16 protein-coding genes are annotated in these 19,797 nt (G+C 72.2%); 6 read left to right on the top strand and 10 right to left on the bottom strand.

Annotation, left to right across the window (positions count from 1 at the left end; translation table 11 throughout):
• Window positions 1-7: 7 nt before the first annotated feature.
• The 6 genes from ABZ272_RS21955 to ABZ272_RS21930 all read right to left on the bottom strand — a co-directional run bounded on the left by ABZ272_RS21955 (window position 8) and on the right by ABZ272_RS21930 (window position 5,283).
• Window positions 8-808 carry an endonuclease/exonuclease/phosphatase family protein gene (locus ABZ272_RS21955; RefSeq protein ID WP_355051799.1) on the bottom strand — a complete coding sequence of 267 codons (801 nt, stop codon included), beginning with the start codon at window positions 806-808 and terminating at the stop codon, window positions 8-10.
• A gap of 8 nt (window positions 809-816) precedes the next feature.
• Window positions 817-2,307: a phosphatase PAP2 family protein gene (locus ABZ272_RS21950; protein ID WP_355051798.1), complete on the bottom strand. Its 1,491-nt coding sequence runs from the start codon at window positions 2,305-2,307 to the stop codon at window positions 817-819.
• Window positions 2,308-2,376: 69 nt separating this feature from the next.
• On the bottom strand, window positions 2,377-3,378 hold the full coding sequence (locus ABZ272_RS21945; protein WP_355051797.1) for a YihY/virulence factor BrkB family protein: 1,002 nt from the start codon (window positions 3,376-3,378) through the stop codon (window positions 2,377-2,379).
• Complete coding sequence (locus ABZ272_RS21940; protein WP_355051796.1) at window positions 3,371-4,375, bottom strand: diacylglycerol kinase family protein; 1,005 nt, start codon at window positions 4,373-4,375, stop codon at window positions 3,371-3,373. The genes ABZ272_RS21945 and ABZ272_RS21940 overlap by 8 nt, the downstream gene beginning before the upstream one ends.
• 93 nt (window positions 4,376-4,468) lie before the next feature.
• A complete protein-coding gene (locus tag ABZ272_RS21935; RefSeq protein ID WP_355051888.1) occupies window positions 4,469-5,047 on the bottom strand; it encodes a Clp protease N-terminal domain-containing protein in 579 nt (192 codons plus the stop codon).
• Window positions 5,047-5,283: an HTH domain-containing protein gene (locus ABZ272_RS21930; RefSeq protein ID WP_007457155.1), complete on the bottom strand. Its 237-nt coding sequence runs from the start codon at window positions 5,281-5,283 to the stop codon at window positions 5,047-5,049. The genes ABZ272_RS21935 and ABZ272_RS21930 overlap by 1 nt, the downstream gene beginning before the upstream one ends.
• Before the next feature lie 169 nt (window positions 5,284-5,452).
• Between ABZ272_RS21930 and ABZ272_RS21925 the strand changes: the two genes are divergently transcribed.
• The 3 genes from ABZ272_RS21925 to ABZ272_RS21915 all read left to right on the top strand — a co-directional run bounded on the left by ABZ272_RS21925 (window position 5,453) and on the right by ABZ272_RS21915 (window position 9,630).
• On the top strand, window positions 5,453-6,313 hold the full coding sequence (locus ABZ272_RS21925; protein WP_355051795.1) for a universal stress protein: 861 nt from the start codon (window positions 5,453-5,455) through the stop codon (window positions 6,311-6,313).
• A 66-nt stretch (window positions 6,314-6,379) separates the two neighbouring features.
• Window positions 6,380-8,773: a phosphoketolase family protein gene (locus ABZ272_RS21920; protein ID WP_355051794.1), complete on the top strand. Its 2,394-nt coding sequence runs from the start codon at window positions 6,380-6,382 to the stop codon at window positions 8,771-8,773.
• 11 nt (window positions 8,774-8,784) lie between these two features.
• Window positions 8,785-9,630, top strand: a complete 846-nt coding sequence (locus tag ABZ272_RS21915; RefSeq protein WP_355051793.1) for a universal stress protein — start codon at window positions 8,785-8,787, stop codon at window positions 9,628-9,630.
• A 13-nt stretch (window positions 9,631-9,643) separates the two neighbouring features.
• Here ABZ272_RS21915 and ABZ272_RS21910 read toward each other — a convergent pair whose 3' ends face one another.
• Window positions 9,644-11,977: a heavy metal translocating P-type ATPase gene (locus tag ABZ272_RS21910; RefSeq protein WP_355051792.1), complete on the bottom strand. Its 2,334-nt coding sequence runs from the start codon at window positions 11,975-11,977 to the stop codon at window positions 9,644-9,646.
• A gap of 261 nt (window positions 11,978-12,238) precedes the next feature.
• Here ABZ272_RS21910 and ABZ272_RS21905 point away from each other — a divergent pair, with 261 nt between their 5' ends.
• Both ABZ272_RS21905 and ABZ272_RS21900 read left to right on the top strand, forming a co-directional pair.
• The gene (locus ABZ272_RS21905) at window positions 12,239-13,234 is read left to right on the top strand and encodes a nitroreductase (RefSeq protein WP_355051791.1); all 996 of its coding nucleotides are present in this window, start codon (window positions 12,239-12,241) and stop codon (window positions 13,232-13,234) included.
• Between the two features lie 142 nt (window positions 13,235-13,376).
• Window positions 13,377-15,008: a GAF domain-containing sensor histidine kinase gene (locus ABZ272_RS21900; RefSeq protein ID WP_355051887.1), complete on the top strand. Its 1,632-nt coding sequence runs from the start codon at window positions 13,377-13,379 to the stop codon at window positions 15,006-15,008.
• 104 nt (window positions 15,009-15,112) lie between these two features.
• Here ABZ272_RS21900 and ABZ272_RS21895 read toward each other — a convergent pair whose 3' ends face one another.
• Entirely contained in the window at window positions 15,113-15,751 is a 639-nt protein-coding gene (locus ABZ272_RS21895) for a response regulator transcription factor (protein ID WP_355051790.1), read from the bottom strand.
• A 193-nt stretch (window positions 15,752-15,944) separates the two neighbouring features.
• Between ABZ272_RS21895 and ABZ272_RS21890 the strand changes: the two genes are divergently transcribed.
• Window positions 15,945-16,919: a nitroreductase gene (locus tag ABZ272_RS21890; RefSeq protein WP_355051789.1), complete on the top strand. Its 975-nt coding sequence runs from the start codon at window positions 15,945-15,947 to the stop codon at window positions 16,917-16,919.
• A 3-nt stretch (window positions 16,920-16,922) separates the two neighbouring features.
• On the opposite strand, the gene ABZ272_RS21885 is transcribed toward ABZ272_RS21890, so the two are convergent.
• Together ABZ272_RS21885 and ABZ272_RS21880 are read right to left on the bottom strand one after the other, a co-directional pair.
• Window positions 16,923-17,573, bottom strand: coding sequence for a TOPRIM nucleotidyl transferase/hydrolase domain-containing protein (locus tag ABZ272_RS21885; protein WP_355051788.1), 651 nt, complete (start codon window positions 17,571-17,573; stop codon window positions 16,923-16,925).
• A gap of 251 nt (window positions 17,574-17,824) precedes the next feature.
• Window positions 17,825-18,316: a hypothetical protein gene (locus ABZ272_RS21880; protein ID WP_355051787.1), complete on the bottom strand. Its 492-nt coding sequence runs from the start codon at window positions 18,314-18,316 to the stop codon at window positions 17,825-17,827.
• Window positions 18,317-19,797: the final 1,481 nt, after the last annotated feature.

Raw genomic sequence — 19,797 nt, 5'->3', positions numbered from 1 at the left:
GGCGCGGTCACAGGTCGATGGTGACCAGCAGTGGATAGTGGTCGGAGGCCGTGTCCGTCGTCGCGTCGCGGATCACCCGGCAGTCGCGCACCCGCTCGGCCACCGCACGGCTGCCCAACAGGTAGTCCAGGCGCATCCCGGCGAACTCCGCACCGCCGAACCGGGTGGGCACGGTCAGACCCGCGGCCTCCGGCGCGTCGCCGTTGGCGGACGGCCACAGGTCGACCAGGTCGGCGGCGAGCAGCCGGGCGACCGCGCGGGTGTCCACCGCACCGCCGCGCCGACGGAGGTGCCGCCGCTTGTAGAGAGCGGGCAGGCCGTCCAGACGAGCGGTGTGGTCGACCGTCGGATCGAGCGAGTTGAGGTCACCGGCGAGCAGGGTCATCGGCCCGGGGGCACGGCGCAGGGCAGCGACCAGCCAGTCGACCTCCATCCGTCGGCGACCTCCGGAGTACGGGTACAGGTGGGTGCCGACAACGGTGAGCGGCCCGGCCGGGGTGGACACCACGACGCGGGCGGCGGCGTGGTGGAACGGCCGACGCAGGGGCCCTGCGGCGAGCACCCGGTACGGCGGCCGGACCAGCACCGCCACCGGCTGCCCGAAGCAGGACCGGGCGAGGTGGGGCGTCATCCCGACCCGGTCCGCCACAGCAGCCATCAGCCCCGCCCGGTCGAAGCCGCGCAGCTCCTGCAACGCCAACACGTCCGGCGCCTGCTGGTCGACGACCTGGACCACCCGATCGAGCCGGTCGGAGCCGCCACGGTCCCGGCCGCCGGTACGGATGTTCCAGGTCATCACCCGCAGCATGACGGTGCTCAGTCGGGTCGGCCGGCGCGCGCCAGCTCGTCGTCGAGGGTGTCCACGTCCTCCGACTCGATGGCCGGTTGGTTGCCCTCGGCCAGGTCGGCGTTGGGGCGGATCACGAGGTAGAGCAGGCCGATCCAGAGCGCCGAGAGCAGGATCGCGCCCATGAAGTCGGTCGGGTGGTGCATCCCCCGGTACATCCGGGAGGTCGCGACCCCGGCCGGCATGATCACGGCCAGTGCCACGAAGACCCACCGCCACCAGCGGTCGGTACGCGGGAACACGATCAGCGTCATCGCCAGCCAGACGCAGATCGTGGCCGCGATGTGCCCGGACGGGAACGAGGAGGTGGGCATCTGCCCGTCCAGGTTCTCCACCGGCGGACGCGGCCGGCCGACCACGTGCGCCGAGGCGAGGAAGAGGGTCAGCTCACCGACCATCGCCAGCACCACGAACAGCACGGGCCGCCACCGCCGCCACACCGCGAGCACCAGCGGGCAGAACACCAGCGAGATGAGCAGGATGGCGTGGGTGTCACCGAACTTGCTCCACCACCAGCTCACGTCGGTCAGCACGTCCGTGTGCCGGTCGGCGAACCAGCGCGGGACCTCGGTGTCCAGGGTCGCGAAGAAGGTGCCCTTGGCGTGGTAGCTGACGAACATGCCGAAGCCGTACAGCGCGCCGAACACCAGCACCCAGCCGACCAGCAGCTCGGCCACCGCAGAGCGGGGGTGCGCCAGCACACGCTCCTCGGCCGGGGCGATGGCGATGTCGTGCCCCGCCTCCGGCTCCAGCCCCTCGGTCAGCGGCGGCACCGGCTTGCCGCGCTCGCGCCGCCACAGCCGGAAGGCGTACGCGGTGACGCCCAGCCAGGCGGCCCCGAGCAGCCAGGCGCCCAGCACGTCGGAGACGAAGTGCACGCCCAGCGCGATCCGGGTCAGCCCGATCAGCGCCACCAGCACGCCGACGCCGACGATCGCGGGCTTGCGCCAGCGGGGCGCCATCGCCGGCAGGAACACCAGCAGCAGCGCCCCGTACGCGACGATCGAGCCGAGCGCGTGGCCGCTCGGGAAGCTGTTGCCGGGAGCGCTGGCGACCGGGACGTCCACCACCGGGCGGAGTCGACCGACGAGCGCCTTGAGCGACGGGTCGAGGATCAGCCCGCCGACCCCCGTGACGATCAGGTAGACGGCCAACCGGGGCTGCCGCCGGATCAGCAGGCCGATCGCCGGAATCGCGACCAGCCAGATGAGGATCGGTCGACCACCCAGATCGGTCACCGCCTGGAGCACGGTGACCAGCGGATGGTGTGGGGCGACGAGCGAGTTGAACCACTCGGCGGCCGCGTGGTCGGCGTCCTGCAACGGGCTCCACCGGAAACGGACGAGCAACAGCAACAGCCCGAACGCCGCGCCCGCGCCGATGACGGCGACCAGACCGGCGATGCTCCGTTCGGCGAAGTGACCGATCGGACGCCGAGCCACCTCTTTGACCGCGGTCACCCCGCACCTCCCTTGTCGTACCTGGCGAGGCGAGGTACCCGATCCGCGTCCGGCGTACACCCGGACGCGCTAGAGCGCGGTCATGTCACCGGTGTCGAACAACTCGGCGCGGTCGGCCTCGGGTTCCCACAGGTCGGGCTGCGCCGGCTCCTGCACGCCGATCCGCAGCGCCTCCAACTGGGCGGCGAAGGCCAGCCCGCCGAAGAGCGCCATACCGGTCAGGTTGGCCCAGAGCAGCAGCGCCATCATGCCGGTCAACGCGCCGTAGGTCTGCCCGAAGCCCTCACTGAACTTGACGTACGCGGCGAGCAGCAGGCTGGCCAGCCACCACAGGGCCGTGGCGATGCCGGCGCCGAAGAACAGCCACGACAGGCCGGGCTGGTTGCGGCGCGGCGCGTGCCGGAACAGCACCGCCACGGCGAGCACGGTCAGGCCGAGGCTCAACGGAAACCGGATCACGTTCCAGATGATGTTTGCGGTCTCGCCCCACTCGTAGTGCTCGCGCACCGAGTCGCCCATCGCGCCGCCGCCGACGAGGATCAGGAAGCCGGCCAGTGCGGGCAGGCCGGCGGTGACCGCCAGGACGGCCGCCCGTAGGTACTTCCAGAGGGCCGGGCGGTCCCGCTCGACGCCGTAGATGCGGTTGGCGCCCCGCTCGATCTGGGCCATCGTGGTGGTCAGCGCGACCAGACCGGTGAGCAGACCCAGGGTGAGCGCCAGCTCCCCCGCGTCCTCGACGCGTTCGCCCTCGCCGAGCAGTTCGCCGACCACCTCGGCGCTCTGGCCGGGGGTGAGCGCCAGCACGGTGTCGGCGACGACCCGGCCGCCCTCCTCGACGCCCAGCTCGCTGATCAGACCGGTGAGCGCGATGAGGAACGGCACCACGGCCAGGCAGAGCTGCAACGCGAACGCGCGGGAGTGGCTGAACCCGTCGCCGTAGCGGAACCGGATGAACGCGTCCCGCAGCAGGTGCCAGCCGCCCTTGCGGCGCAGTGTGCGCCAGGCGTCGTCGGCCGACAGCTCCTCGTCGGCCATCAGCCGGGTCTCCGGCACGATCCGGGTGCTACTCACGGCGCGCTTCCTCGATCAGCTGCTCGCCCCGCTCCCCGGCGCCCTGTGCGTCGACGGACAGGTCGGGAGCGTCCTCGGGCTGCGGAACGCAGAGCCACAGCGCCTGCGGTCGGATCTCGGCGTGCAGTCGCCGCCCTGGGGCGATGAGGTCGCCGTCCAGCTCCCTCGGCTGCGCGCGGTTGCTGCTGACCACGACCTTCCGGCCGCGGAAGACCTCCATCTGCGGCACCTGGCCGCTGTGGCGGACCACGGCCCAGCCGAGCGCGAGCCAGTGCCGCAGGTTACGCGGGGTGAGCACGGCGACGTCGAGCCAACCGTCGTCCGGCTCGGCCTCGGTCAGCAGGGTCACGCCGCCCTGGAGCCGGCCGACGTTGGCGATCAGCACCGAGCGGGCCCGGCGGCGCACCGGCGGCCGGTCGTCGATGCGGATCTGCACCCGCATCGGCCGGTCCCGCAGGTGCTTCACGGCACCCATCACGTACGCCGGCCAGCCGATGCGGGCCTTGGTGGTCTCGTTGGTGGCGTCGAGCATCTGGGCGTCGAAACCCATGCCGGCCATCACGGTGAAGTACTGGTCCTCCACCGCGCCGACGTCGAGCAGCCGCCGACCGCGTTCGACGGCGACCTGGAGCCCCGCCGGGAGGTCGGTGGAGAGGCCGAGGTTGGCGGCGAGGAGGTTTCCGGTGCCCTGCGGCAGGACGGCGAGGGCCACGTCGGTGCCGACGAGCGCGCTGACGCAGGACATCACGGTGCCGTCGCCGCCGCAGGCGAAGACGAGGTCGACGCCGTCCTTGACGGCCTGTTCGGTCTGGCCCCGGCCGGGATCGTCGACGGTCGTCTCGAACCACCGCGGCTCGGGCCACCCGGCGGCGGCGAGCGCGTCGTTCACGGTGCGGCGCAGCTCGTCGAGGTCGGCGACCTTCGACGGGTTGACCACCACGGCGGAGCGCAGCCCGCCGTCGCCACCTGAGGGGCGCCTGTCCTGTCCAGCATCCACGGCGTCAGTGTGCAGCACCGGGGCGCTGTCAGCGACCCGGCGAACCGCGGGCGTCGGAAGTGCCACAGACAGGTTTCAACGCGCGGGTGCCCGTCACGCCGCCGCGCGCAGCGCCGCCTCCACCCGGCGGCGCAGATCGTCGAGGTCGACCCCGGCCTCGGTGAGCACCAGCGCGCCCAGTCCCTGGCCCTCACGCAGCACCCCGAGCAGGATGTGCTCGGTGCCGATGTGCTTGTGCCGCAGCCGCAGCGCCTCCCGCAACGACAGCTCCAGCGCCTTCTTCGAGCGGGGCGAGAACGGGCCGCCCAGGTAGCGGCGACGCCCCCAGCGGCGACGCGGGGCCGGCACCGCCTCGCGCAGCGCGTCGGGGCCGAAGGACTGTTCGATGCGGGCCACGATCGCGGCGAGGTCGATGCCGATCTCGCGCAGCGCCGCCGCGTCCGCGTCGCCGAGGCCGGCGCCCCCGCCCGTGGTGTGCCGGCGGACCCGCTCCCGCAGGTCGTCGGCGCGGACCCCGGCGTCGGCCAGCACACGGCCGGCCAGGCCGTCCTCGTCGGCGAGCAGGGCGAGCAGCAGGTGTTCGGTGCCGACCGGACGCCGCCCCTCGGCCCGGGCCTCCTCGAGCGCCCGCCGCACCACGCCTCGCGCCCGGTCGGTGAACCGTTCGAACATCACGCCTCCCAGGATGAGTTGACCGCCGGTCGCCCGGCGTGCTTCTTGTGCACCGCCTGCCGGCTGACCTCGAGCGCGTCGGCGATCTCCTGCCAGGACCAGCCCTGTCGCCGGGCGTTGTCCACCTGGACCACCTCGAGTCGCTCGAGCAGCCGGCGTAGCGCGCGGACGGCGCGGAGCCCGACCCGGGGGTCGGTGCTGCCGGCTGCCGCCGCGAGTTCCGTTGCCTGGCTCATGCTGTCAACATACGTTGACAGCGCCCGTTTGTCAACGGTTGTTGACACCGCGAGCCCTGGTTCGCGTACCCCATGGGTCGATCCCACCCACACGCCGCAGTCATCCGACTACCCTCGGTGCAGGGACAGCGTGGTCGTGCCGGGCGCGACGCCCGGGAGGTGGTATCGGATGGCGGCATCGGCCGACGCGGAGGTGCTGGTCGGCCTCGGCTCGGACGGTGACCTACCGGTCGTGGAGCAGGCCGCCCAGGAGGCCGCCGGCCACGGGCGACCCCTGCACCTGGTGCACACCTTCGACTGGCACGCCGCCTTCGCGGCGGACACCGTGGCCGCGCCCCGCGACGCTGCCGAGAGTCTGATCACCCGGGCGGCCCAGCTCGCCCACCAGGTCGAACCGGGACTGACCGTGCGCGCCGAGATCGTCGAGAGCGCCCTGCTGCCCACCCTCATCCGCCGGTCCGAGACGGCCTTCCTGCTGGCCGTCGGGGACAGCGGAATGGGCGGCAGCGGTCAGTGCGTACCGGCCGACACGCCCGCCGTGCAGTTGGCGGCGCGGGCCAACTGCCCGCTGCTGGTGGTCCGCCGCGAACCGCCGCCGCAGGGACCGGTCCTGGCCGGAGTGGACGGCTCGCCCAGCTCCCACCTCGCCCTGCGGTGGGCCGTGGAGTGCGCCGCCCGACGCGGCGCGCGCCTCGTGGCCCTGCGGGTGGTGGAGAGCGACGAGGACACCGACGCGGTCGCCGAGCAGCTCGGCGAGGCGCTGGCCCGCCACGTCGACCGGCACACCGCAGTGCCCACCGAGTGCCGGGTCGTCCGCGGCGACCCCGCGCAGGTGCTCATCGACACGTCCCGGTCGGCCCAGATGGCACTGGTCGCCGCCCGCGGCGACGAACCGGGACGCGCCATGCTCGGCGCGGTCGCCCAGTCCTTGCTCTACCACTCCCCCGCCCCGGTGGTCGTCGTACGCGGCCTCGCCGAGGTGCCGCTCCCCGGGCCCGACGACCACCCGAGGAGGGACCAACGACCCTGACCGAACACGTCCGCAGCGGCGAGGCTGAACGCGGACACCCACCCCCTACCCGCGAGAGGCAGCATCATGGATACCGCTGAAGACGTACAGCGCGCACTCACCGACGACGAGCTGCGCCGGCTGGACGCCTACTGGCGTGCCGCGAACTACCTCACCGTCGGGCAGATCTACCTGCTGGGCAACCCCCTGCTGCGCGAGCCGCTGACCCCCGACGACATCAAGCCCCGGCTGCTCGGGCACTGGGGTACCAGCCCCGGGCTCAACCTGATCTACGCCCACCTCAACCGGGTGATCGTCGCCCGCGACCTGAACGCCATGCTGGTCACCGGCCCCGGGCACGGCGGCCCGGCCATCGTGGCCAACACGTGGCTGGAGGGCACCTGGTCCGAGCGCTACCACGACGTCGCACGCGACGAGACCGGCATGGCCCGGCTGTTCCGCCAGTTCTCCTTCCCCGGCGGCATCCCCAGCCACGTCGCGGCGGACGTGCCAGGTTCGATCCACGAGGGCGGCGAGCTGGGGTACGCCCTGAGCCACGCCTACGGCGCCGCGTTCGACCACCCGGATCTCGTGGTCGCCTGCGTGGTGGGCGACGGTGAGGCGGAGACCGGCCCACTGGCCGGCAGTTGGCTCTCGAACGTCTTTCTCAACCCGGCCCGGGACGGCGCGGTGCTGCCCATCCTGCACCTCAACGGCTACAAGATCGCCAATCCCACCGTGCTGTCCCGGATCCCCGAGACGGACCTGCTGGACCTCATGCGCGGCTCGGGTTACGAGCCGTACGTGGTGGCCGGCGACGACCCGAGCGTGGTGCACCGCGCTCTCGCGGCCACCATGGACCGGGCGCTGGACGAGATCGCCACGATCCAGCGCCGGGCCCGCTCCGGCGGCGTCGTCGAGCGTCCCCGCTGGCCGATGATCATCCTGCGGACGCCGAAGGGCTGGACGGGACCGCGCGAGGTCGACGGTACGCAGGTGGAGGGCACCTACCGCGCGCACCAGGTGCCGCTGTCCGGCGTACGCGACAACCCGGCGCACCTGGCCGAGCTGGAGCGCTGGCTACGCAGCTACCGACCGGAGGAGCTGTTCGACGCCACCGGAGCGCCGGTCGACGAGCTGCGGACCCTGCCGCCGCACGGTGACCGGCGGATGAGCGCCAACCCGGTCACCAACGGCGGAGTGGTCCTGCGCGACCTGGCCCTGCCCGACTTCGGCGAGTACGGCGTGGACGTACCCGAACCGGGTCAGCCGATGGCCGGCGCGACCGGCGTGCTCGGTCCGTGGATCCGCGACGTGATCGCCGCCAACCCGCAGACGTTCCGGCTGTTCGGCCCGGACGAGGTCACGTCCAACCGGTTGGGCGCCGCCTTCGAGGTGACCGACCGCGCCTGGATGGCCGCGACGGTCCCCGGCGACGACCACCTCTCCCCGGACGGCCGGGTCATGGAGGTGCTGTCCGAGCACCTGTGCCAGGGCTGGCTGGAGGGTTACCTGCTGACCGGCCGGCACGGCGTGTTCACCAGCTACGAGGCCTTCATCCACATCGTCGACTCGATGCTGAACCAGCACGCCAAATGGTTGAAGGTGACCCGGGCCATCCCCTGGCGACAGCCGCTCGCCTCGCTGAACTACCTGCTGTCCAGCCACGTCTGGCGGCAGGACCACAACGGCTTCTCCCACCAGGACCCGGGCTTCATCGACCACGTGGTCAACAAGAAGGCCGAGGTGGTGCGCGTCTACCTGCCGCCGGACGCCAACACCCTGCTCGCCACCATGGACCACTGCCTGCGCAGCCGGCACTACATCAACGTGGTCGTGGCCGGGAAGCAGCCGGCGCCCAACTGGCTCACCGTCGACGAGGCGATCCAGCACACCCGCCGCGGCCTGGGCATCTGGGAGTGGGCCAGCAACGACGACAACTGTGAGCCGGACGTCGTCCTCGCCTGCTGCGGCGACGTGCCCACCCTGGAGACGCTGGCCGCCGCCGACCTGCTGCGCCGGCACCTGCCGGAGCTGAAGGTCCGGCTGGTCAACGTCGTCGACCTGATGCGCCTGCAACCGGACACCGAACACCCGCACGGCCTGCCCGACAAGGAGTTCGACACCATCTTCACGCCGGACCGACCGGTCATCTTCGCCTACCACGGCTACCCGTGGCTCATCCACCGCCTGACCTACCGCCGGTCGAACCACGAGAACCTGCACGTACGCGGCTACAAGGAGGAGGGCACCACCACCACCCCGTTCGACATGGTGATGCTCAACGACCTGGACCGGTTCCACCTGGTCATCGACGTCATCGACCGAGTGCCGGGGCTGGGCGCGCGCGCCGCGCACCTACGCCAGCAGATGGTCGACGCCCGGCAGGCGGCCCGCGACTACACGCGCCGGTACGGCGAGGACGACCCGCAGGTCGCCGAGTGGCGGTGGGTCCGCGAGACCGACCCGACCAACCCCTGAAGGAGGACGACGTGCGGGACGCGGAGATTCTGGTCGGCTACGACGGCTCGACCGACGCGTCGGTGGCCCTTGACTGGGCGTTGGCCGAGGCCGAGCGCAGTGGTCAGCCGGTGCGGCTGGCGTACGTCTTCGAATGGCTGACCGTGGCCAGTTGGGTCGGTCCGGGCGTGGCGCCCGGCATCTGGCCGGACGACACCGCCCGGCGGCAGGTGGACGACCTGGTCCGCAAGGCCGCCGCGGACGCCGCCGCCGCGCATCCCGGCCTGACGATCACCAGCGAGGTGTACGACGGACCGCCCGCCCTCGTGTTGCAGGAACGCTCCACCGACGCGGGGATGCTGGTGCTCGGCAGCCGGGGCCACGGCGGGTTCGGCGGACTGCTGGCCGGCTCGACGGCGGTAGCGGTCGCCGCGCACGCCCACTGTCCCGTCGTCATCGTCCGCGACGGCGCGGCCCACGGCCCGGCCGACCCGGTGACGGTCGGGGTGGACGCCTCCGAGCCGTCGCTGGTGGCGCTCGGCTTCGCGGCCGAGCGGGCAACCCAACGACGGGTACCGCTGCGCGTGCTGCACGCCTGGACCCCCGGCCCCAACGCGGAGGCCGGGACGCCCGACGAGCGGGCGGCCGTCGAGGAGGCGGTCGAGCCCTGGCGGCGGACGTTCCCCGAGCTGGAGGTCACGGTCGACCTCGTCGGGGGCGCTCCGGCGGCGACGCTGATCGAGGCCAGCAGGTCGGCCCAGTTGGTGGTGGTCGGCAGCCGGGGACGGGGCGGCCTGGCCGGGATGCTGCTCGGCTCGGTCAGCCAGCAGGTCATCCAGCACGCCGGCTGCCCGGTCGCCGTCGTCCGGGAACGCTGACGCCGATCCGCCCTCACCGCCGCTCGGGCGTCGGATCGAGGGTGAAGAACTCCTCCTCTTCCTGCGCCAAATGCAGGCGCAGGACGGCGTCCAGCCCGTAGAGGGTGGCCAGCAGATCGGGCACCTGATCGGGGCGCAACCGGCCGTCGGCCTGGGCGATTTGCGCGCCGAGCAGGTCGACCTGACGACGGATCTCCACGTGTGCGCGGCTCATCGTCGACGTCGCCTCGTCGCTGCCGAGCGGGTCGGTCAGGGCGGGGTAGAGCTGCCGCTCCTCGGTGGCCTCGTGCGGCAGCACCCGCTCGGTCAGTCGGCGGTGCGTCTCGCGCACCGCCGGCAGGCACCTCGGCGATGCCGCGTCGGTGGCCACCAGGTCGGCGGTGTCGCGCAACCCAGCCAGCACGTCGCGAACCGTCCCGTGCTCCTTCGCGGCGCGGGCGAGCAGCTCCCGGGTGTTCGGCGGGACGTCGCGGCGGCGCAGTCCACCCCGCAGTGCCCGCAGCGCGTTGAGGATCACCAGCACGTCGATGCCCTCCTGGAGGAACGCGCCGGCCACCGGCGGCAGCCGCCCCGCCGCCGCCGCGAGCATCGCCAGCACGGCGAGTCCCATCCCGACGGTGGCGCTCTGCACGGCGATACGACGCGCGTACCGGGCGATCTCCACGGCGTCGGCGAGGCGGTCCAGCCGGTCCACCGTGAGCACCGCGTCCGCCACGTCCGCCGAGGCGTTCGCGCCGGTCGCGCCCATCGCCACACCCACCTGCGCCTGTGCCAGCGCTGGAGCGTCGTTGACGCCGTCGCCGACCATCACGGTGACGGCCCGCTCGGCCTCCTGCCGGACCCGGGCCACCTTCTCCTGCGGCGTGCACTGGGCCACCACGTCGTCCACGCCGACCGCCTCGGCGACCTGGGCGGCGGTGGCCGGCCGGTCACCGGTGACCATGACGATGCGCCGCAGTCCCGCATGGCGCAGCCGGCGTACGGTCCGGCGGGCGTCGGGGCGTACCGGGTCCTCCAACAGGATGGCGCCGAACGGGCCAGCATCGTCGCTCACCCACACCGCGGACCAGCCCGTCAGCTCGGTACGGGCCAGCGCCCGTCCCGCCCACTCGGGCAGCTCGCCGCCGAGCTGCCCGACCCGGACGAGCCGCCCCTTGACCCGACCACTGACCCCCCGACCGGGCTCCTCGGTCACGTCGGTCGGCTCGGTCAGCGCGAGCCCCCGCTCCCGGGCCTGACGGACCAACGCGGCGGCAAGGACATGCGGGGAGAGCTGCTCCACCGAGGCGGCCAGCCGTAGCACCTCGTCCCGGTCGCCGCCGGGGGCGACGACCGTCTCGGCCGCCCGCGGCCGGCCGGCGGTGAGCGTGCCGGTCTTGTCCACCAGCAGGGTCTGTGCCCTGCCGAGCAGTTCCAGCGCGCCGCCGTCCCGGACCAGCACCCCGCGTCGGGCCACCCGCGACAGTCCGGACACGATCGCGATAGGGGTGGCCAGCAGCAGTGGACAGGGGGTCGCCACCACCAGCACCGCCACCGCCCGGACCAGGTCGCCGGAGAGCAGCCACGCCAGCCCGGCCAACACCAGCGTGAACGGTACGAAGGCGGCCGCGTACCGGTCGGCCAACCGGACCATCGGGGCCTTGTGCGCGCTGGCCTCCTCGGCGAGCCGGACGATCCCGGCGTACGTGCTCTGCGCCGCGCTCTTGGTCGCCCGCATGCCGAACGCCGCGCCCGCGTTGACCACGCCGCTGACCACCCCCTCCCCGGCCGCCCGCTGCACCAGCCGCGACTCACCGGTCACCACCGACTCGTCAAGCGTGGCCGCCTCGTCGACGGTCCCGTCGACACCCACCACATCGCCCGGGCCGACCAGCAACCGGTCCCCCGTTGCCACGTCGTCCAGCGGCACGACCTCGATCGCGCCGCCCGCCGCACGCCGACGGGCGGTACGCGGGGCACGCTCCAGGAGGGCCCGCAGGTCCCGGGTCGCCCGACGCTGGGCGTACGCCTCCAGCGACCGTCCAGTCGCCACCATCACCGCGATCACCGCCCCGGCCAGGTATTCCGCCACTGTGAGCGCGCCGGCCAGGGCCAGCACGGCGATCACGTCTACGCCGAAGTGCCGGTGCCACAACGCACGCAGCATCGACCAGGCGGCCGGCAGCAGCGCGGCCACCGTGACGGCCGCCCAGACCACGTCGGCCGCACCGGAGCGGCCGGTGATCCGCAGCGCGACGCCGGCGAGCACCGCGACGCTGAGCCCGACCAGCGGTACCCACGCCCACCACCGACGAACGCGGCTCCGCGTGGGCTGCTGGTCGACGCACTCGGGCGACTCGGCTGCCATTTGCGCATCGTCGCAGCCCAGCGCCTCGCTCCGCCCCCACACGCGTGATCCGCCAGCCGGGCGGGCGAGCGGGTCGGCGGCGCGGACCCCGTCCCGGACAGCGGACGGGACGGTCCGGGTGGGCGGCAGGCGGGACGACCCGGTGCGGCCGGGACCTACGGCCCCTGCGTCACCCACCCCCGATGCCTCAGCATGGAGCGGCAACACACCGCGCGACAGCGCCGGGTGAGGCACGATGGTCGAGACGGAAAGGTCGTGACGATGAGTCAGGAAAGTTCGCTGACCACCGCGCTGGCGGAGGCCGCCGCCACCGCCGGCCACGCCCCCTCGGTGCACAACACGCAGCCCTGGCGCTGGCGGGTACTCCCCGACTCGCTGGAACTGCACACGGTCGCCGACCGGCAGCTCGCGGCCGGCGACCCGGAAGGGCGGCTGCTGGCGGTCAGCTGCGGCGCCGCCCTGCACCACGCCCGGGTGGCGCTGGCCGCCGAGGGCTGGCGCGCGGTGGTGCGCCGCCTACCCGACCCGGGCGAGGAGAGCCTGGTGGCCCGTCTGACCGACCTGACCCGGACCGAGGCCGATCCGGACGCCATGCGCCTCGTGCAGTGCATGTCGGTGCGGCACACCGACCGACGGCCGGTCAGTGACGAGCCGGTGCCCACCGACGCGATGGGGGAGATCACCCGGGCGGTCACCGCCGAGGGCAGCCGCCTGCAGATCCTCGACCGTGACCAGGTGCTGGAGCTGGCCGCCACGGCCGGGCGCGCCGGCGCGGTCGAGGCCGAGGACCCGGAGTTGCGCGCCGAGATGGCGTACTGGACGAGCCGCGCCGACACCGGCACCGGTCTGCCCGCCGACGTGCTCCCCGCCGAGCCGCCACAGACCACCGTGCCCGGCCGCGACTTCGGCCGCCCCGGCAGCCTGCCGATCGGTCCCGGCCACGACCGGATGGCGGTGTACGCGCTGCTGCACGGCGACGAGGACGACCGGGACAGCTGGCTGCGTGCCGGTGAAGCCCTCTCCGCCGCCTGGCTGACCGCGACCCGGCTCGGCGTGTCGGTGGTACCCCTCAGCGCGGTCGTCGAGGTCCCCGGCACCCGGCAGACACTGCGCCAGGTGCTCGCCGGCATCGGCTTCCCGTACCTCGTGCTGCGCCTGGGGATCGCGGACCCGGCGCACGCGGGGCCGCCGCACACCCCGCGACTGGCCGGCGAGCAGGTGGTCGACACCTCCGCGGTGCGCGGCGACCAGGCCTGACGGGTCGATCGACGCCGCCGGTCGACGCTACGATCGCGCGGTGACCAGCAGCGTCCCGCAGCCTCGCCCGGAAACCCCGGTGACGCCGTCGCTCGGCCTGAGCCCGCTGTCCCGGGTACGCCTCGACGAACTGCTCCAGGAGATGTTGGACCGGGTCGGCGAGGTGATGACCAGCCGGGAGCGGCTGCGGGCACTGCTCGACGCGGTCGTCGGCATCGGCACCAACCTGGATCTGCGCACCACCCTGCGGCGCATCGTGCAGGCGGCCTGCGAGCTGGTCGGCGCGCAGTACGGCGCGCTGGGCGTGGTGGGCCCGGACCGGCTGCTGCACGACTTCATCGTGCACGGCGTGACACCCGAGCAGCACGCGCGGATCGGCGACCTGCCCCACGGGCGGGGCGTGCTCGGCCTGCTCATCGACGATCCCCGCCCGCTGCGCATGCCGGACATCACCCAGCACCCCCGCTCCTACGGCTTCCCCGCCAACCACCCGCCGATGCACAGCTTCCTGGGCGTGCCGGTACTCATCCGGGAACAGGTGTTCGGCAACCTCTACCTGGCCGAGAAGCAGGGCGGCGCGCAGTTCACCGAGGACGACGAGGAGATCGTCGTCGCGCTCGCCGCCGCCGCCGGTGTGGCCATCGAGAACGCCCGCCTGTACGCCCTCGCCCACCGGCGGGAGCGCTGGCTCGCGGCGACCGCCGAGATCACCTCGGTGCTGCTCGGCGAGGTGCGTCGCACCGACGCGCTGGCACTCGTCGCCCGCCGCGCCCGGGAGGTCGCCGAGGCGGAGTTGGCGCTGGTGCTGCTGCACGACGCCGACACCGCGCAGTTCACCGTGGAGGTGGTCGACGGCGTCGACGATCGGGCCCGGCCGCTGGTCGGCGCGGTCCTGCCGGCCGCCGAGACCAGCTTCGGGGCGGCCGTGGCGCAGGGACGGCACGACCAGGTGGACGACCTCGCGCACGCCGCGCCCTGGCCGGCGCTGCTGCACACCGGGCCCGCGATCGTCTCACCGCTGGCCACCGCCGAGACACTGCACGGCGTGCTCATCGTGGCGCACCGGCCGGAGCGTGGCGGCGGCGCCAGCGACGAGGACGTGGCGCTGCTGGGCAGCTTCGCCGGCCAGGCGGCGTTGGCCATGGAGCGGGCGCGTGGTCAGGAGGAGCGCGAGCTGTTGGTGGTCCTGGAGGACCGCGAGCGGATCGCCCGGGACCTGCACGACGTGGTGATCCAGCGGCTCTTCGCCACCGGTTTGCAGTTGCAGAGCGCCGCGCCGATGATGGCCCGTGCCGAGGTCGCCAAACGGATCAACGCCGCCGTCGACGACCTCGACGACACCATCCGCGACATCCGGCGGACCATCTTCGAGCTGCGGACACCGATGACCGCCGCGCTGCGCACCGAGATCCGCGAGGCGATCGAGCTGGCCGCCGAGTCCCTGGGTTTCAAGCCGCACCTGGAGCTGACCGGCCCGGTGGACAGCGCCGTACCCGACACCATCCGCCCGGAGCTGGCCGCCGTGCTGCGCGAGGCGCTGTCCAACACGGTCCGCCACGCGCGGGCCACCCGCGTCGACGTGGCCGTACGCGTCGAGGGCGATCAGGTGAGCGTGACGGTCACCGACGACGGGGTGGGCTGCGACCCGGGTGCGGCCCGAGGCGGGCTGGTCAACCTCCGCGAACGCGCCGACCGTCTGGACGGCGTCTTCACCATCAACCCCGTCGACCCACACGGCACCGAGCTGCACTGGGCGGTGCCCCTGCGCGACTGACCCCCCTCCGCTCGCGCCGATCTTGCAGTTTCTGTTGACGATATGAGGGACAAGGTCGGTTTTGTCGGCGCAGAAAGTGCAAGATCGCGGGAGCCGTGGGTGGCTCAGGGGGTCTTGCCGAGCAGGCGGGTGGCCAGGACCGCCGCCTGGGTGCGGCGTTCCAGGCCCAGCTTGGCCAGCACGCTGGACACGTAGTTCTTCACCGTCTTCTCCGCGAGGAACATCCTTCCCGCGATCTCCCGGTTGGTCAGCCCTTCGGCCACGTACTCCAGGATCCGCCGCTCCTGCTCGGTGAGCGACTTCAACTCGCGCGGCTGCTCGACGCCGTTGCGGATACGTTCCAGCACCCGGGTCGTGATCGCCGGGTCGAGCAGGGACTGCCCGGCCGCCACCCGGCGCACCGCGTCCACCAGGTCGGTCCCGCGAATCTGCTTGAGCACGTACCCGGCGGCACCCGCCATGATCGCGGCGAACAGCGCCTCGTCGTCCTCGTACGAGGTCAGGATCAGGCCCTTGATGGACGAGTCGACGGCCCGGACGTCGCGGCACACGTCGATGCCGTTGCCGTCGGGCAGCCGGGCGTCGAGGATCGCCACGTCGGGTCGCAGCGCGGGGATCCGACGCGACGCCTCCGGCGCGGAGCCGGACTCGCCGACCACCTCGATGTCGCCGCCGCTCTGCAGCAGGTCGGCCAGGCCACGGCGGACGACCTCGTGGTCGTCGAGGAGGAAGACGCGGATCATCCCTCGTTTCTACAGGTGCCGCACGACGGGTGCACGGGCCGAAGGTCCCGACCCGAGGGGCCGACGGTCGCTGGGGCGGTCGGGCCCGGTGGATCGGGACGTCCGGCCCTGCTCGGCGCCGCCCGATCGGCGGACCGTGGGGATGTGCCAGCCGTCGCGGCTCGACGACCGGCCCAGGGGAAGGAGCACCGCCATGGACATCGGCTACACCGCGAACCACCTGCGGACCGCCGCCGCCAGCGCGGTCCGGGCGCCGTCGCTGCACAACACGCAGCCGTGGCGGTTCCGGCTGCACGACGGCGGGATCGAGGTGCTGGCCGACCCGTCGCGGCGGCTGCCGGCGACCGACCCCAGCGGCTGGGGCGTACGGGTCGCCTGCGGCGCGGCCCTGTTCAACCTGCGGATCGCGTTGGCCGTGGCCGGCGTACCCGCCCGGGTGCGACTGCGCCCGGACCCGGCCGAGCCCGATCTGCTGGCCCGGCTGGTGCCGGACCTCCCGCGTCGGCCCAGCCCCACCGAGCAGAGCCTGCACACGGCCATCCCCCGACGGTTCAGCAACCGGCTCCCGTTCTGGCCCGACCCGGTGCCGTCCGACGCCCGCTGGCAGCTCGGCGAGGCGGCCCGCGCCGAGGGGTGCTGGCTGGAGCTGGTGGTCGGGGTGAGCGCCGTGAACGCGTTCGGCGAGATCGCCCGCGGCGCGCACCGCGTGCTGGAACGCGACCCGGCGTACCGCGCCGAGCGGGAACAGTGGCTGCGTCACGAGTCCGCGCCGGACGGCGTACCCACCTCGGCCGGCGGCCCGCAGCACGAGCCACAGGACGTGCTGCCGACGCGCGGCTTCGGCGGTCGCGACCGCGCGCCGGGGCGGGACTTCGAACCCGAGCCGCTGGTCGGGGTGCTCGGCTCGGTCGGTAACACCGCCATCGACCAGGTGGTCGCCGGCCAGGCCCTGCAACGGGTGCTGCTCACCGCCACCGACGCCGGGTTGGGCGCGTCGCTGCTGTCCCAGCCGATCGAGGTGCCGACGGCGCGGGAGCAGCTACGCGTGTCGCTGGGGCGGTTCGGCACCCCGCAGATGGTGCTGCGCATCGGGTACGGCCAGCCGGGCCGACCCACCCCACGCCGCGCCGTTGACGACGTGCTGGACCTGCCGGTCGTGCCGGCCTGAGACTCAGCCGGCGAGCAGTCGGTCCAGTGGGCGGGGCACGCGATCCGGGTCGAGCGCCCGCACGAGCGCCTCGGCATAGCGGGCCTTGCGCCCACTCATGGTGCCCAGAAAACGACGCAGTTGCCGCTCGATCGACCGGCCACGTTGGGCGGGCTGGTTCTGGAAGACGCGGAACCGGGCCAGGTCCCGTTGGTCCGCGATGACCCGCTGCACGCCGTCGCTGCCCAGCGCGCGGATCAGCTCGTCCTCCAGGTCGGTTACGCACACCCCGAAACCGAGCGCCTCCATCGCCGACCGGTCCAGGGCGGCACCGAAGCCCGCCTGCTCCAGGCCACGGCGGAAGAAACCCTCCTCGGCCTCGTCGCACAACCCCCGTACCGCGACGGCGAGGCCCTGCGAACCGAACAGCCGCAGGTACCGGCCGACGCTCATCGCGCCGCCGAGCGGCACCACGCAGACGCCCTCACCGGCGAGGTCACGGTGCCGGCGCTCCGCGAGGGCCTCCACCGCGCGCTGGTCGCTGACCCCCTCGACGAGGACGACCGTACCCAGGCCGGCCGCCGACTCCCGGGCCGCCGCGGCGGCCGTCGCGGCGTCGGGACCGCCGGCTGCCCACAGGTGTACGGCGACGCGGAAGCGGTCCGGTTCGGGCACGGGACCGAGTGTCGCAACGGCTGGTCCACCCCGCCACCGGATTCGCGACGGTCGGCACGGCGTCGAGAGCCTTCCGGACGCCCCGACGCGAAACGGCTCATCACCGCAGAACCGGTGACGAGCCGTCAACGAACTGGTGGAACTCGTGGAGGCTCTTGCACACCCCTGCTGGGAGGCCAAACGCCTGCTCGGCATGGCCAAGAAGTGGGCGCCACGGGACGAAAGCCCCCGATAGAACCGACAGAATCGCCTCAGGCGGCGGGGATCAACTGCTCCAGGTTCCGCCAGTCCTTGGCTGCCCAGTCCATCAACTGGCGCACGCGCTCCTTGCCCTCCTCGACCACGACATCAATGAAGCACTCACACTTCGCCAGATCCCGGCCGTTGATCATGCACACCGCGATGCCCGCGACCTGCATACCTCTCGAAACCGCTACGAGCTGCTGATCCCAGGGCAGCGGTATCCGCTTGGCGATCTCCTTGCCGAAGACCCTGACCACGCGGGGCGTGCTGAACCACTCCAGCAGGAAGCCCACCAGGTCACCGATCCGGTTATGGAGCCAGTCCTTGCCGTCCAGGGCGGCACGGGCAAGACGAGCGAGTCCCTTGCAGTTCCGCCCCGACCAGTCGACCGTCAGCCGGTTCCAGACACTGTCCCCCGCGTATCTGGCCGCCTGAGCTGCGGCGGCATTGACCGCTCCGACCGCCAACGTCGCCTCGAAGTAGTCGACAGCTTCGGCCACCAGGGCATCCCGCGCTGCGGGTGAGAGCCTGCGGCGCGGGCGAGTTGGCACCCTGGCTGGACGCGGTGGGCTTGCCGCACGTCGAGTCCGCGCCGGTGACTTCGGCTTGGCCTTTTTGGGAGACTGCTTGGCGTACTCGGCCAAGCGCCCGCGCAGCGGCACTTCCGGCCGACCGACGTGCTGCGGACACCTCTGGCCGATGCGGCTAACCGGACGTTGGCAGGCGCGCCCGTCCTCATCTCGCGGTCCCCGGCATTTGATCCTCTGTTTGCGCGGCCTCTGAGCCATAACCGAACGTAAACAGGCCAACACGAAGCACGACAGCCGCTGATCATGTCGGATCTAGGACACGGCGCCAGCAGCAATCCCGGATGGTTCGGCTTGCACACGACCTGTGAGGTGCACCTGATCCAGGGTCTTGCGAACCCGGACTGGGAGGCGCGGCGTCTACTCAGCACAGCAGCTGTCAGCCAAGATCGGACGCCGGCGGAACGTCCTTAGCGCTCTGCGGCACTGACCAACTCAGCCATACCAAAGGCGTTGAACGCCAATAACTGATCAATTAGGTCAAGGGACTCTCGTCGCTGGGCTTGCGAAGTAGCTTGAGCATATGCCCTAAATACAAGCTGCCCGACTTCCCTCGCATTTCCAGCAGCACTCGTCGAGATGTCGCCAATATCCGACCCGCGAACCTCAATAAAGCGACGAGCGCACGAAATTACAAGCGAATCGACGCGGTCTGGCGCATGTTCGAGCGTTATGAGCAGCTGCGGCACCGCTTGTGGATAGGCCTCAGAGGAGATTAGCGCCGACAAGGCACGGGAAAACGGACGCAGTCGCTCGTTGCGGAGAGCGCCAGCGACCTCTGCCACTGCCCCGCGAACACCTTCGTCACTATCGTTCATCAGTTGCACTAGAGCCTCTTCTGCCACAGTCGCATTGCTTGAAGATGGCATTAAATGTGCGCATACTTCTGCCCTATTGCCACACAATGACATTCCACTCCGCCCCTACAGTGCTGCAGTCTTATGGTGGACCGAACTCCGAACTCCGAACTCCGAACTCCGAACTCCGAACTCCGGACGCCATGGCGCCGGGCCTCGGTCAGTGATCGAACAGGACTAGGTCGGGTGCGACGTTGACTAGCCCTAAATTCGCGGTAGTCGACTCTCCGGTATTTGATATTGGGCTGCCCCAGTCAATCAAGATCGGCAAGGCCGCTTTCGATGGTTGTATAGGTGAGGGGCGACGGTAATCAGCAAGGAACGCTAAAGCAAGTTACTCGCAGGTTCGGTGTGGCGAGAGCCTTATTTGCCAGGCATGCCGGAATTCGCAGCTGGCGGGGCCGGTGCGATGCCGCACGGACGGCGCTCTCAGGGAGCCCGAGGACCCTCCCGTCCTTTGCCGTCACCATCCGCAATCCTTCACCTACTCCTTGACGCCGAACATGTCTGCCCTCAGGATGGCCACGTCGCAACATC

Origin of the sequence: Micromonospora sp. NPDC005979, assembly GCF_040614415.1 — a bacterium.
Lineage (GTDB): Bacteria > Actinomycetota > Actinomycetes > Mycobacteriales > Micromonosporaceae > Micromonospora.
Note: the sequence above shows the minus strand (reverse complement) of the source record. Positions and strands in the feature narration are given on the sequence as shown.

Coding starts and splice junctions, on each gene's coding strand:
- ABZ272_RS21895 (WP_355051790.1), bottom strand. CDS start 15,751: ATGATCCGCGTCTTCCTCCTCGACGACCACGAGGTCGTCCGCCGTGGC.
- ABZ272_RS21905 (WP_355051791.1), top strand. CDS start 12,239: ATGAGTCAGGAAAGTTCGCTGACCACCGCGCTGGCGGAGGCCGCCGCC.
- ABZ272_RS21935 (WP_355051888.1), bottom strand. CDS start 5,047: ATGTTCGAACGGTTCACCGACCGGGCGCGAGGCGTGGTGCGGCGGGCG.
- ABZ272_RS21925 (WP_355051795.1), top strand. CDS start 5,453: ATGGCGGCATCGGCCGACGCGGAGGTGCTGGTCGGCCTCGGCTCGGAC.
- ABZ272_RS21930 (WP_007457155.1), bottom strand. CDS start 5,283: ATGAGCCAGGCAACGGAACTCGCGGCGGCAGCCGGCAGCACCGACCCC.
- ABZ272_RS21910 (WP_355051792.1), bottom strand. CDS start 11,977: ATGGCAGCCGAGTCGCCCGAGTGCGTCGACCAGCAGCCCACGCGGAGC.
- ABZ272_RS21955 (WP_355051799.1), bottom strand. CDS start 808: ATGCTGCGGGTGATGACCTGGAACATCCGTACCGGCGGCCGGGACCGT.
- ABZ272_RS21900 (WP_355051887.1), top strand. CDS start 13,377: ATGTTGGACCGGGTCGGCGAGGTGATGACCAGCCGGGAGCGGCTGCGG.
- ABZ272_RS21890 (WP_355051789.1), top strand. CDS start 15,945: ATGGACATCGGCTACACCGCGAACCACCTGCGGACCGCCGCCGCCAGC.
- ABZ272_RS21920 (WP_355051794.1), top strand. CDS start 6,380: ATGGATACCGCTGAAGACGTACAGCGCGCACTCACCGACGACGAGCTG.